Below are 14002 nucleotides of genomic sequence, written 5' to 3'. Positions count from 1 at the left end.
TATCAGCAAGCATAATTTGAGGAGAGTGGATAGTTTGTCAACACTTCGTGAAGAAGCACTTCACATGCATAAAGTGCATCAAGGAAAATTAGAAACTGTATCAAAAGTAAAAGTAGAAAATGCAAAAGATTTAAGTCTTGCATATTCTCCAGGGGTTGCAGAGCCTTGTAAAGAAATTTATGACGATAAAAGTAAGGTATATGAATATACAATGAAGGGAAATATGGTAGCAGTTGTGACAGATGGAACGGCTGTACTTGGTCTTGGTAACATTGGACCTGAAGCATCTCTTCCAGTAATGGAAGGTAAAGCTGTATTATTCAAGAGCTTTGCTGGTGTAGATGCATTCCCGATTGCCTTAAATACAAACGATGTAGATAAAATTGTTGAAACTGTAAAATTAATGGAGCCAACTTTTGGCGGTGTAAACTTAGAAGATATCGCAGCGCCAAACTGCTTCGTTATTGAAGAACGTTTGAAAAAAGAGACAAATATTCCAATATTCCATGATGATCAACACGGAACAGCTATCGTAACAGTAGCAGGCCTTGTGAACGCGCTGAAGTTAGTTGGAAAGAAAATGTCTGACATTAAAGTTGTCGCAAATGGTGCAGGTGCAGCAGGTATTGCAATCATTAAACTTTTATATCGCTATGGTGTACGTGACGTTATTATGTGTGACCGTAAAGGTGCAATCTATGAAGGTCGTCCTGTCGGTATGAATCCGGTGAAAGATGAAGTTGCAAAATATACAAATAAGAGTCGTATAGAAGGTTCTTTAGCTGATGTTTTACAAGGTGCGGACGTATTCATTGGTGTATCTGCAGCAGGTGCATTAACTGAAGAGATGGTTCGTACAATGAATGACGATGCAATTATTTTTGCAATGGCGAATCCGGTTCCAGAAATTATGCCAGAATTGGCAAAAGCAGCGGGCGCAGCTGTTGTTGGAACAGGTCGTTCTGACTTCCCGAACCAAGTAAATAATGTACTAGCGTTCCCAGGTATTTTCCGCGGTGCACTTGATGTACATGCGACACAAATTAATGAAGAAATGAAGATGGCAGCTGTACAGGCCATTGCAGAGCTTGTATCAGAGGATGAGTTGAATGCAGATCATATCATTCCAGCACCATTTGACGCGCGTGTAGCGCCTCAAGTAGCGGCTTACGTTGCGAAAGCAGCAATGGAGACAGGAGTAGCTCGCCGTCAAGTAGATCCAAATGAAGTCGCTGAGAAAACAAAACAATTAGCGCTGATTGGTAAAGAATAAGCGAGGAATTTCCATTGACATCATCAAATACAAAAGTATATCTCGAAATTGTAAAAAAAATCCGTTCCATTATGGAAGAGGATTGTTTAGTAGCAGGGGATCGTTTGCCATCTGAGCGTGAGTTAAGTTCACGCTTAAATGTTGGACGTTCCTCTGTAAGAGAAGCATTACGTGCGTTAGAACTGGTAGGATTAATTGAAACGAGACGTGGTGAGGGGACGTTTATTCGAAACTTTTACGATAACGGTCTTGTACAATTAATTGCTCCGTTCTTGCTGCAAGATGAGAAAACAATTCGTGATTTATTACAAACAAAACGATTGCTTGAGAAAGATATGATTCGACTTGTATGTAATTTACCGAAAGAAACGTTTTCTGAAGTACTAAGTAAATTACACCAAGTGCTTGAAGAAAATGAAAGCTCAATTCCGGTGCTTCATCAAACGTTCTTTAAAACACTTATTGAACAATTCAATAATTATTTACTCTATCGCATTTGGATGATCGTAAATGATTACGTTGCAACTCTTTCTTGTGAAGTTTCAGGAGATTCTATCGAAATGTATAGAAAGCTTTATGCTACTTTGGAAGTGAAACAAGAAAATGATGCGTTAAAAATTTACGATGAATTAGTAGAGAATATACAGTTTCACTCGTAATGTATAAAATTTGTCGAAATGACCATGACACGTTATGACAAACATTCTACCGCATAGCGGTTAAAGTTAAACGTAAAGAGAGAGGTTATTAGACAGATTGAGAAGATAAGGCTAACATCAAACATTGGTGTTAGCCCCATTTTCTTCTTACGCTAACCTTAGCTCTCAATGAAGGGGGTCAAATTGTGCTAAGAGATTTATTCGTGAAAAAGAAAAAGTACGCTGCAATACCTTCAGAACAAGTACGAAAAGATGTACCAGATGGCGTTATGACAAAATGTCCGAAATGTAAAAAAATCATGTATACGAAAGAGCTTCTTAAAAATTTAAAAGTATGCGTGAATTGTGGATATCATCATCCGATGAATGCATGGGAACGCCTTGATAGTATATTGGACGAAGGTTCATTTCGTGAGTATGACAAAGAGATGGTTTCACTAAATCCACTTGAGTTTCCGGGATATGAAGAGAAACTAGAAAACGATCGTAAGAAGACTAAATTGAATGAAGCGGTTGTAACTGGTGAAGGAACAATTGATGACATGCTTGTTGTTGTTGCAGTAATGGATTCTCGTTTTCGAATGGGCAGCATGGGCTCTGTTGTAGGAGAGAAAATTGCCCGTGCGGTTGAAAAGGCATACGACTTACAAGTTCCATTTATTATCTTTACTGCGTCGGGTGGTGCTCGTATGCAAGAAGGGATATTAAGTTTAATGCAAATGGCAAAAACAAGCGTAGCTTTGAAAAAGCATAGTAATGCAGGAGGGTTATTTATTTCTGTTATGACTCACCCAACGACGGGCGGGGTTTCAGCGAGTTTCGCTTCACTTGGTGATTACAATCTTGCAGAGCCAGGTGCACTTATCGGATTTGCTGGTAGACGCGTAATTGAACAAACAGTGCGTGAGAAACTGCCGGAAGATTTCCAAACGGCAGAATTTTTACTAGAGCACGGTCAATTAGATGCGGTGGTGCATCGTGATGATATGAGAGAATCACTCCGTAAGATTTTAGAAGTTCATCAAGGAGGGGAAATGGCTGTATGGCAGAGCTAGAATTTGAGAAACCAGTTGTTGAGCTAAGAAATAAGATTCGTGAACTGAAAGACTATACGAAAAACAGCCAGATGGACTTCAGTGAGGAGATTCGTATTTTGGAAGACAAGCTAGAAAAACTAGAGGAAGATATATACGGCAATATGAAAGTATGGGACCGTGTTCAAATTGCTCGTCATGCAGAACGACCGACAACGCTCGATTATATTGAGCACTTATTTACTAATTTTTTTGAATGTCATGGAGATCGCCTATTTGGCGACGATGCAGCGATTGTCGGCGGCATTGCGAAATATAAGGGGATGCCCGTAACTGTAATTGGGCACCAACGCGGAAAAGATACGAAAGAAAATATTCGTCGTAATTTTGGGATGCCTCATCCAGAAGGATATCGAAAAGCACTGCGTCTAATGAAACAAGCGGAAAAGTTTAATCGTCCCATTATTTGTTTCATCGATACGAAGGGAGCTTATCCTGGTAAAGCAGCTGAAGAACGTGGACAAAGTGAGGCAATTGCCCGTAATTTATTTGAAATGGCGGGTTTAACTGTACCTGTTATTTGTATCGTTATCGGTGAAGGTGGTAGCGGTGGTGCGTTAGGTCTTGGAGTAGGAGATTACATTCATATGCTGGAAAATTCCACTTATTCTGTTATTACACCAGAGGGTGCGGCGGCGATTCTTTGGAAAGATGCTGGTAAAGCAAAAGAAGCTGCAGAAGCGATGAAAATTACAGCATTAGATTTGAAAGAATTAGGTGTAATTGACGAAATTATTCCAGAGGCAAAAGGCGGAGCACATCGTAATGTTTTGAAACAATCAGAAAATATAGATTTAATGCTTAAGAAAACTTTTGAACAATTAAGCGGAATTTCGAAAGATGAATTAATCGAAAAACGTTATGAAAAATATATGAAAATTGGGCAAGTTTCGTTTTCAAACGCTTCCATTGGGATAAAATAAGAAAAGCGTGCGTTCCTCTTCGCGAATGCACGTTTTTATTATGAAAAGACACATCTTCTCCATTGTGTTTTTGTATTTTTTCGTGTTATTTTATTATAAGGCAAATAATCTTTATGAGGTGAGTACAAATGAAACGTATTGGTGTATTAACAAGTGGTGGAGATTCACCTGGTATGAATGCTGCCATTCGTGCAGTTGTTCGTAAAGCGATTTTCCATGATATTGAAGTATATGGTATTTACCATGGGTACGCTGGTTTAATTTCTGGTCATATTGAAAAATTAGAACTTGGTTCTGTTGGCGATATTATCCACCGTGGTGGTACAAAATTATATACAGCAAGATGTCCTGAGTTTAAAGACCCAGAAGTACGACTAAAAGGAATCGAGCAATTAAAGAAACATGGTATTGAAGGACTTGTCGTTATTGGTGGAGATGGTTCGTACCAAGGCGCAAAAAAATTAACTGAGCAAGGATTCCCATGTGTAGGTGTACCAGGTACAATCGACAATGATATCCCTGGAACAGACTTCACAATTGGTTTTGATACAGCTTTAAATACTGTTATTGATGCAATTGATAAAATCCGTGATACAGCTACATCTCATGAACGTACATATGTTATCGAAGTAATGGGACGTCACGCTGGAGATATCGCATTATGGGCTGGTTTAGCTGATGGTGCAGAAACTATCTTAATTCCAGAAGAAAAGTATGACATGGAAGATGTTATCTCTCGTCTGAAACGCGGTAGTGAACGTGGTAAAAAGCACAGTATTATCGTTGTAGCTGAAGGTGTTGGAAGTGCAATTGACATCGGTAAGCACATTGAAGAAGCAACAAGCTTTGATACTCGTGTAACTGTATTAGGTCACGTACAACGTGGTGGATCACCAAGTGCACAAGACCGTGTATTAGCTAGTCGTCTTGGCGCAAGAGCAGTTGAATTATTAATTGCTGGTAATGGCGGACGTTGTGTTGGTATTCAAAATAATAAACTTGTTGATCATGACATTATCGAAGCGTTAGCTCAAAAGCATACAATCGATAAAGATATGTATCAATTATCTAAAGAATTATCTATCTAATCGGCTTAATGCCTTGTATTTGGGAACGGTTTCATAATTTTCGGAGGTGCAATATGCGTAAAACTAAAATTGTATGTACTATAGGTCCTGCTAGTGAAAGTATTGAGAAATTAGAGCAATTAATGGAAGCGGGTATGAACGTTGCTCGTTTAAACTTCTCTCATGGTAGCCATGAAGAGCATGGAGCTCGTATTAAAAATATTCGTGAAGCTTCAAAGAAAACTGGTAAAACAGTTGGTATCTTACTTGATACAAAAGGTCCAGAAATCCGTACACATGACTTCGTAGACGGACAAGCTGAGCTTGTAACAGGTGCAGAAGTAATTCTTTCTACTGAACAAGTATTAGGAACTGCAGAGAAGTTCTCTGTATCTTATGCTGGTCTTTATGATGATGTTGATCCAGGTTCTCGTATTCTAATCGATGACGGTCTTATCGAACTAGAAGTAATCGAGAAAGCTGACGGAAACATCCGTACAAAAGTATTAAACAGCGGAACTGTAAAAAATAAAAAAGGTGTTAACGTACCAAACGTAAGCATTAAGCTTCCTGGTATCACTGAAAAAGACGTGCAAGATATCGTTTTCGGTATCGAGCAAAAAGTTGATTTCATCGCAGCATCTTTCGTACGTAAAGCATCTGATGTATTAGAAATTCGTGAATTATTAGAAGGGCATAACGCTCAATACATCCAAATCGTACCAAAAATCGAAAATCAAGAAGGTATCGACAACATCGATTCAATCTTAGAAGTTTCTGACGGTTTAATGGTTGCTCGTGGTGATATGGGTGTAGAAATTCCACCAGAAGAAGTACCATTAGTACAAAAACGTCTAATCAAAAAATGTAACGTATTAGGCAAACCAGTTATTACTGCAACACAAATGTTAGATTCTATGCAACGTAACCCACGTCCAACTCGTGCGGAAGCAAGTGACGTAGCAAACGCAATCTTCGATGGAACAGATGCAATCATGCTTTCAGGTGAAACTGCTGCGGGTCAATACCCTGTAGAAGCTGTAACAATGATGGCTAACATTGCGGTACGTGTTGAAAAATCATTACAATATGAAGATATGTTCAAAAAACGTATTAAAGAGTTCACACCAACAATTACAGATGCAATTAGCCAATCTGTTGCGCACACAGCACTTGCTCTTGATGTAGCTGCAATCGTAGCTCCAACAGAAAGTGGACATACTGCGAAAATGATCTCTAAATACCGTCCGAAATCTCCAATCGTAGCTGTAACATCTGACGAGCAAGTAGGACGTCGTCTTGCACTTGTTTGGGGTGTTCAAGCATTTAGGTCTGAGAAACGTGCAGCTTCTACTGACGAAATGTTAGATACAGCAATTCAAACAGGTATGGATGCGGGTCTAATCGGACTTGGAGATACTGTAGTAATCACTGCTGGTGTTCCAGTTGCTGAAACTGGTACAACAAACTTAATGAAAATCCACGTTGTTGGTGAAAAAGTTGCTAAAGGGCAAGGAATCGGTCGTAAATCTGCAAAAGGTAAAGTAGTTGTAGCGAAAACAGCTGCTGAAGCTGTAGCGAACGTAAACAAAGGTGATATCCTTGTTACAACAAGCACAGATAAAGATATGATTCCTGCAATTGAAAAAGCTGCTGCTCTAGTTGTAGAAGAAGGCGGTCTAACAAGCCATGCAGCTGTTGTAGGTGTATCAATCGGTATTCCTGTTATCGTTGGTGTAAACGGCGTAACAACAACTTTAAAAAATGGCCAAGAAGTAACAGTTGATGCAGCACGCGGAATTGTTTATAATGGACATGCGGAAGTGCTATAAGAAGTAATACGGAGAGAAGGATCGGAGTCCTTCTCTTTTTTTTACACAAAAAAGGATAGAGATAGCTTTAAATACCTGAAATCGCTTTGAAAAACGTTTATTATAATGTTTAGTGGAAGAGGGTTATTTGTCCTTTATGAAGCTTGTATGAGCGTTTTAAGGGGCTTATAAGGGGTTTTGCAAGGGTGATACTTTCAAAACTTTTAAATGAAATATGAAGGAGTGCGAGCTATGAAGTGGTTACTGTTCTTACTTATTTTAGTGCCGGCGATTGAGATTACGGTGTTAATAGGATCGAGTCATGTAATAGGTTTATGGTCTACGTTCGCTATGATTGTATTTACGGGTATTGTGGGTGTATATTTGGCGAAACGACAAGGGTTTAAAGTACTTAGAGAGATTCAATTTAGGCTAAATAGAGGAGAAATGCCGGGTGATGCGGTTCTAAATGGTATTTTTATATTCGTAGGAGGTATTCTTTTAGTACTGCCTGGATATGTGACGGATATAATAGGTTTTATCTTTGTTGTTCCTATAACGAGGGCTTTATTGAAGCCGGCTGTTATGAAGTGGATTGATTGGAAATTTAGAAAGAGAACTACTATTATTGTTCAGAAATAACGCGTAGATTATAGCGATCTACGCGTTATTTTTTTATTTGCTATTTATAGTCAATCGTTAGCTTCCTGCTCGGGTTGGATTTTTGTTAGTTATTAAACGATAGGATGCAGAGGGTTCTTGTGAATGAAAAGTGTTACATTAGGATGCTGTTTTTTGCTTGTAGTAAGATTCGACTAGTGAGCAGAAGTTAGACAGGAGAAGAAAAATTACTGATTAAAGGGTTCATCTGCCTCGTTTTGTATATTTATTCATTTACATAAAAAGTAATAAATGTAAGTAATAATTATAAAATATATAGAATAAAAATGTATTTCCGTCCTAAAATATGCGTTTTTATGCAAAAAAATAAGAGGATTATCCTTTTTTAGGAAATTCTCTTATAGATGTAGGTAGTACAAAAAAGTACAGTGAGTAATCAGTGGGAATTTCCCACTGATTACAGTTGATTTTTTATTGTGTATGAATTAGGAAATATTATTTTGATGGTGAACCCTTAATGAATTTCCATAAGTCGTGGAATACATGAGCTTTGTGTAATGTATTAAGTAGTACTAATATGACTGGACCGATGATTAATCCTAAAAAACCAAAGAGCTTAAAGCCGACAAATAGAGCGATGAGTGTCGCTAATGGATCTAGTCCAATATTAGATGAAAGTACTTTTGGCTCCATGATTTGTCTTTGGACAATCACGACGATGTATAGGATGAGAAGACCGATGGCGAATGCAGTATCACCTGTGAAAAATACGTATATAACCCAAGGAACGAATACGGCTCCAGTTCCTAAATACGGGAGTAAATCTACAACCCCTGTAATAATCGCGATAGTAATTGCGTATGGCACGCGTAATATTAAAAGGCCGATTAGTACAATGATAGTTGTCATAGATACGAGTGTAAGTTGCGCTTTAACAAAACCAAACAAAGCTTTTCTTAAATCGACAAAAATAGTTTTTCCGTATCCATGCAAACGATTAGGTAGAAGTTTTCTTACTTTATGAGCAAGACGGTGCCAATCGTAACTAATGAAGAAGGTGGCTAATAAGACGAAGACAAGGACAGTTAAAGTTGTTGGTAATGCACTAATGAAATTTGTTAACCCACTTATAATGGCGGTTAAAAGTTCTTTCATTTGTGTCGTTGCTTCGGTGCCTAAGTTTTGAATGTTTTGTGTAATAGTGTATCGCTGTGGTTCTCCGAGATGATTAAATTTAGAGATTAAATCATCATAGAGAGGCATAATATGATTAAGTGCAAATTGTTGGGCGAATGCAACGATATCTGGAAACTTAACTGTAACAATTTGTAGTAAGTACGTTGTGGCAGATATTGCTTCAGTTACAAGGTATGTAACAAGTCCAACGATAGCTCCGAATACGAGAATTAAGCTAACGAGTACCGCTAATGCGCGAGGGAATTGTAGTTTTTGATTAAGGAAATTGACGACAGGATTAATCAAATAAGCGAATGCAAAAGCGATAATAAAAGGGTAGATAAGACCTGACATGTACAGCAATGCATAGAACCCAACTACCGTTGCTACAATGACAAATATGAGTCGTAATATCATATATAGTAAGTTTCGGTTCAAAGATGTATACCTCCCATTCCAATTTGGATTATCCTAATTCGTTCAACTTATAACTAGTGAGATTCACTGATCAAAGTTTCACTTTATGTTATAGTGGAATGATGGATTTAGCCTGCTTCTGCAGCGGATTAATGACTACAGAAGCTTGTTGGTGATGCTTCTACTATATGGTAAAAACTTCATTTTCTCTCCTTTTTATTTTACCTGTTTCTTATTATAAAAGAAAGGAGAGACATCCGCTTTTAAATGTATATGCATGCTTTATTTTTTTCTGGTTAAAGTCTTGTTTGTAATTTTGAAATGCGCATGAAAATCAATTTGTTTCTTTATTATAATTGGTAAATACGCATCGATATAGCATGTATAACGATAGGTTTAAAGGTATTTTTGTTTGGAAGCGAGTTCATTATTTTCAGAAAGGAAGTGCAAACATGATTAGTCAGTCAACGTTATTTTTATTCATACTACTTATTATAGGACTTATTGCTAAAAACCAATCGCTTACTGTAGCTATTGGAGTGTTATTCTTATTGAAATTTACGTTTTTAGGAGATAAAGTCTTTCCTTATCTACAAACGAAAGGGATTAACCTTGGTGTAACAGTCATTACAATAGCAGTGCTCGTACCGATTGCGACAGGGGAAATAGGCTTTAAACAACTCGGAGAAGCAGCGAAATCGTATTATGCATGGATTGCTTTAGCCTCAGGTGTGGCGGTCGCTTTGTTAGCGAAAGGCGGCGTACAATTATTGACGACGGACCCACATATTACAACCGCACTTGTTTTTGGGACAATTATAGCTGTAGCTTTATTTAATGGAGTCGCTGTAGGTCCATTAATTGGGGCTGGAATTGCCTATGCAGTTATGAGTATTATACAGATGTTTAAATAAGGAATTTTATAGTAATATAAAATTTTTGAATTCTTTCTGTTCACAAAAGTCAGATAATTGTTTATAATAGGATTAGAAACTTTGAAAAGTTACATAACAGCAGAGACTTTACACCAGATAAAATAAAAACAACATAAAACAATTTTATAATGATATTGTTTTATGTTGTTTTTATCATAAACTCTTCGGAATTCATTTTCCTCACTAACTTGTTGTTCTGAGCGTGAGGATTCGGGGAGACATTCACGCTCATGCTTTCCATGTAAGCAATGGACAATAAGAGGGGAACATCGCAATAAATTTGCATGAACGTGCATTTTGCTTGCCTAAAGAGTGAACGAGCGTTCATAATTTATAAGGGGAGCAAATAGATATAAGGAGCAAGGTTGGGAGAATTTTCAGGAAAAGGAGAGAATGTCATGACTGTTATTCGAGGTTTAGAAGGGGTAGTAGCAACAACATCATCTGTGAGCTCTATTATTGATGATACATTAACTTATGTTGGGTATAATATTGATGATTTAGCTGAGAATGCTACGTTCGAAGAAGTAGTGTACTTATTATGGCACCGCAAGCTTCCTAACGAAAAAGAACTAGCGGAATTTAGTGGAACAGTATCTGAATACTATAAGGTACCAGGTGAGGTTTTAACATATTTGAAACAAGTAGATTTAAAAATCGCGCACCCGATGTCGGTTTTACGAACTGCGATTTCCATGCTATCATTATATGATGAGAGCGCTGAAATAATGGATGGAAAGTCTAATTATTTGAAAGCGGTTAAATTACAGGCTCAGGTCGGAACTTTAATTGCGGCTTATGCAAGAATTCGCAAAGGTTTAGATGTTGTTGAGCCAAGAAAAGATCTATCATTAGCTGCAAACTTCTTGTACATGTTAAATGATCGTGAGCCAAATGAAGTTGAAATTGAGGCTTTTGATAAGGCACTTGTACTTCATGCCGATCATGAGTTAAACGCTTCTACATTTACTGCACGTGTTTGCGTAGCTACACTTTCAGATGTGTATTCTGGTATTACAGCAGCAATCGGTGCATTAAAAGGTCCTCTTCACGGCGGGGCAAATGAAAATGTAATGAAGATGTTAACTGAAATTGGCGAAGAAGAAAATGTAGAATCATATATTCATAATGCTCTTCAAAATAAAGTGAAAATTATGGGATTTGGTCATCGCGTATATGAGCATGGTGATCCACGCGCGAAACACTTACGCGAAATGTCTAAGAGATTATGCGTGCTTTTAGGAGAAGACAAATGGTATAATATGTCTATCAAAATTGAAGACATTGTAACAAAAGAAAAAGGTCTTCCACCAAATGTTGATTTCTATTCAGCTTCTGTATACCATTGTTTAGGAATTGACCATGACTTATTTACACCTATCTTTGCAATTAGCCGTATGTCAGGCTGGTTAGCTCATATTCTAGAACAATATGAAAACAACCGTTTAATCCGTCCGCGTGCTGATTATGATGGACCGACACATCAAGTGTACGTTCCGCTAGCGCAACGATAAGCGAAAAACACTATTTTGATAGTGAAAATACGCTTTCAAAAGTCTGATTTTTTTGGGAAGATGTAATGATTAGAATATTTAAATTTGACTAACGGTTTGAACTGAGGGGTTATTCCCTCAGTTTCATACATATGAAATTTCAAACATGGGGGTTATCACATTGACGACAGGTGAAAAAATTACTGTAACTAATGGTGTTATGAATGTACCAAACAATCCGATTATTCCATTTATCGAAGGAGATGGAATTGGTCCTGATATTTGGGCTGCAGCATCTCGCGTAATAGAAGCAGCAGTTGAAAAAGCTTATGATGGTGAGAAGAAAATCGTTTGGAAAGAAGTGCTTGCAGGGGAAAAAGCATTCAACCAAACAGGCGAGTGGTTACCAGAAGAGACTTTAAATTTAATTCGTGAATATTTAATCGCAATTAAAGGTCCACTTACAACTCCAGTTGGTGGTGGTATTCGTTCTCTAAACGTTGCGCTTCGTCAAGAATTAGATTTATATGTATGTCTACGTCCAGTTCGTTACTTTGAAGGTGTTCCTTCACCTGTAAAACGTCCGGAAGATACTGATATGGTTATTTTCCGTGAAAATACAGAAGACATTTACGCTGGAATTGAATATGCACAAGGTTCTCCAGAAGCAGAAAAAGTTCTTGCTTTCTTAAAAGAAGCAATGGGTGTTAATAAAATCCGCTTCCCAGAAACATCAGGGATTGGTATTAAACCAATTTCAGAGGAAGGGACAAAGCGTCTTGTTCGCGCTGCAATTCAATATGCAATTAACGAAAAACGCTCTTCTGTTACATTAGTTCATAAAGGAAACATTATGAAATTTACAGAAGGTGCTTTCAAAAACTGGGGTTACGAAGTAGCTGAACAAGAATTCGGCGACAAAGTATTTACTTGGGCTGAATATGATCGCATTGTTGAAAAAGATGGAAAAGATGCAGCGAATAAAGCGATGGCAGACGCAGAAGTGGCTGGGAAAATCATCGTAAAAGATTCTATTGCAGACATCTTCTTACAACAAATTTTAACTCGTCCACGTGAGTTTGATGTTGTTGCAACAATGAACTTAAACGGAGACTACATCTCTGATGCACTTGCTGCACAAGTAGGTGGAATTGGTATTGCACCTGGTGCAAACATTAACTATGTGACTGGACATGCTATCTTTGAAGCTACACATGGTACAGCTCCAAAATATGCAGGTTTAGATAAAGTAAACCCATCTTCAGTTCTTCTTTCTGGTGTATTATTATTAGAGCACTTAGGATGGAACGAAGCTGCGAATTTAGTAACTGATTCAGTTGAGAAAACAATTGAATCAAAAGTAGTAACTTATGATTTCGCACGCTTAATGGAAGGTGCAACAGAAGTGAAATGTTCTGAGTTCGCTAATGAACTTATTAAAAACATGGATGTAGCGATAATCAAAAACGCATAATTAAAGCGGGGGGTAAATTATGACAATCAAACGCAAGAAAGTTTCAGTCATCGGTGCAGGATTTACAGGAGCAACAACAGCATTCTTATTAGGACAAAAAGAACTTGCAGATGTTGTATTAGTGGACATTCCACAGCTGGAAAATCCAACAAAAGGGAAAGCGTTAGATATGTTAGAAGCGAGCCCAGTACAAGGTTTTGATGCTAACATTATTGGTACATCTGATTACGCAGATACTGCTGATTCTGACGTTGTCGTTATTACAGCAGGTATTGCGCGTAAGCCTGGTATGAGCCGTGATGACTTAGTAGCAACAAACTCTAAAATTATGAAAAGTATTACGCGCGACATTGCGAAACATTCACCAAATGCGATTATTCTTGTATTAACAAATCCAGTTGATGCAATGACATATTCTGTATTTAAAGAAGCAGGATTCCCGAAAGAGCGTGTTATCGGTCAATCGGGTGTATTAGATACAGCTCGTTTCCGTACATTTATTTCACAAGAGTTAAACCTTTCTGTGAAAGACATTACAGGATTTGTTCTTGGTGGACATGGTGACGATATGGTACCTCTTGTACGCTATTCCTATGCAGGTGGCATTCCGTTAGAAACATTAATTCCAAAAGAGCGTTTAGAAGCAATCGTAGAACGTACACGTAAAGGTGGCGGTGAGATTGTAGGCTTATTAGGAAACGGTAGTGCATATTACGCACCAGCAGCTTCTTTAGTTGAAATGACAGAAGCGATCTTGAAAGATCAACGCCGTGTATTACCAGCTATTGCGTACCTTGAAGGTGAATATGGTTATAGTGACCTTTACTTAGGGGTACCAGTAATTCTAGGTGGTAACGGAATTGAAAAAATTATTGAATTAGAACTTCTTGCAGATGAGAAAGAAGCGTTAGATCGCTCTGTAGAATCTGTACGTAACGTTATGAAAGTTCTTGTTTAATAATTAAATATAAGTGGAAAAAGATTCGGGGCCCCGAATCTTTTTCTACTATATATTGAAATGTTTTTTTGAAATAATATGAAAACGCTATCATTTGGTGT

At 37.8% G+C, this 14002-nt stretch carries 12 protein-coding genes; 11 read left to right on the top strand and 1 reads right to left on the bottom strand.

The window, feature by feature from the left end; all coding sequences use genetic code 11:
• Positions 1–64 precede the first annotated feature (64 nt).
• The 7 genes from LCF45_RS22660 (at position 65) to LCF45_RS22630 (ending at position 7469) form a co-directional block, all read left to right on the top strand.
• Positions 65–1273, top strand: coding sequence for an NADP-dependent malic enzyme (locus LCF45_RS22660; protein ID WP_161793975.1), 1209 nt, complete (start codon positions 65–67; stop codon positions 1271–1273).
• 14 nt (positions 1274–1287) lie between these two features.
• Positions 1288–1932 (top strand): FadR/GntR family transcriptional regulator, encoded by a 645-nt coding sequence (locus LCF45_RS22655; RefSeq protein WP_002129364.1) that lies wholly within the window; start codon positions 1288–1290, stop codon positions 1930–1932.
• 185 nt (positions 1933–2117) lie between these two features.
• Positions 2118–2987: an acetyl-CoA carboxylase, carboxyltransferase subunit beta gene (gene accD, locus LCF45_RS22650; protein ID WP_002015500.1), complete on the top strand. Its 870-nt coding sequence runs from the start codon at positions 2118–2120 to the stop codon at positions 2985–2987.
• Positions 2975–3949: an acetyl-CoA carboxylase carboxyl transferase subunit alpha gene (gene accA / locus LCF45_RS22645; RefSeq protein ID WP_000818787.1), complete on the top strand. Its 975-nt coding sequence runs from the start codon at positions 2975–2977 to the stop codon at positions 3947–3949. Before accD ends, accA begins: the two co-directional genes overlap by 13 nt.
• Before the next feature lie 128 nt (positions 3950–4077).
• Positions 4078–5037, top strand: coding sequence for a 6-phosphofructokinase (gene pfkA, locus LCF45_RS22640; protein ID WP_002015498.1), 960 nt, complete (start codon positions 4078–4080; stop codon positions 5035–5037).
• Positions 5038–5090: 53 nt separating this feature from the next.
• The gene (gene pyk / locus LCF45_RS22635) at positions 5091–6848 is read left to right on the top strand and encodes a pyruvate kinase (protein ID WP_263894294.1); all 1758 of its coding nucleotides are present in this window, start codon (positions 5091–5093) and stop codon (positions 6846–6848) included.
• A 231-nt stretch (positions 6849–7079) separates the two neighbouring features.
• Positions 7080–7469 carry an FxsA family protein gene (locus tag LCF45_RS22630; protein ID WP_002129362.1) on the top strand — a complete coding sequence of 130 codons (390 nt, stop codon included), beginning with the start codon at positions 7080–7082 and terminating at the stop codon, positions 7467–7469.
• A gap of 474 nt (positions 7470–7943) precedes the next feature.
• On the opposite strand, the gene ytvI is transcribed toward LCF45_RS22630, so the two are convergent.
• Complete coding sequence (ytvI, locus tag LCF45_RS22625; RefSeq protein ID WP_002129361.1) at positions 7944–9062, bottom strand: sporulation integral membrane protein YtvI; 1119 nt, start codon at positions 9060–9062, stop codon at positions 7944–7946.
• Positions 9063–9493: 431 nt separating this feature from the next.
• Here ytvI and LCF45_RS22620 point away from each other — a divergent pair, with 431 nt between their 5' ends.
• From LCF45_RS22620 to mdh, 4 genes are all read left to right on the top strand, one after another.
• Entirely contained in the window at positions 9494–9955 is a 462-nt protein-coding gene (locus LCF45_RS22620; protein ID WP_000625507.1) for a DUF441 domain-containing protein, read from the top strand.
• A 419-nt stretch (positions 9956–10374) separates the two neighbouring features.
• Positions 10375–11490, top strand: a complete 1116-nt coding sequence (gene citZ, locus LCF45_RS22615) for a citrate synthase (RefSeq protein ID WP_012261808.1) — start codon at positions 10375–10377, stop codon at positions 11488–11490.
• Between the two features lie 160 nt (positions 11491–11650).
• The gene (gene icd, locus LCF45_RS22610) at positions 11651–12943 is read left to right on the top strand and encodes an NADP-dependent isocitrate dehydrogenase (protein ID WP_002088934.1); all 1293 of its coding nucleotides are present in this window, start codon (positions 11651–11653) and stop codon (positions 12941–12943) included.
• 19 nt (positions 12944–12962) lie between these two features.
• Complete coding sequence (gene mdh, locus LCF45_RS22605; protein WP_002131240.1) at positions 12963–13901, top strand: malate dehydrogenase; 939 nt, start codon at positions 12963–12965, stop codon at positions 13899–13901.
• Positions 13902–14002: the final 101 nt, after the last annotated feature.

This window comes from Bacillus sp. 41-22, assembly GCF_025809295.1.
Taxonomy (GTDB): Bacteria; Bacillota; Bacilli; order Bacillales; family Bacillaceae_G; genus Bacillus_A; species Bacillus_A mycoides.
This window is presented reverse-complemented; position numbering and strand designations above follow the sequence as displayed.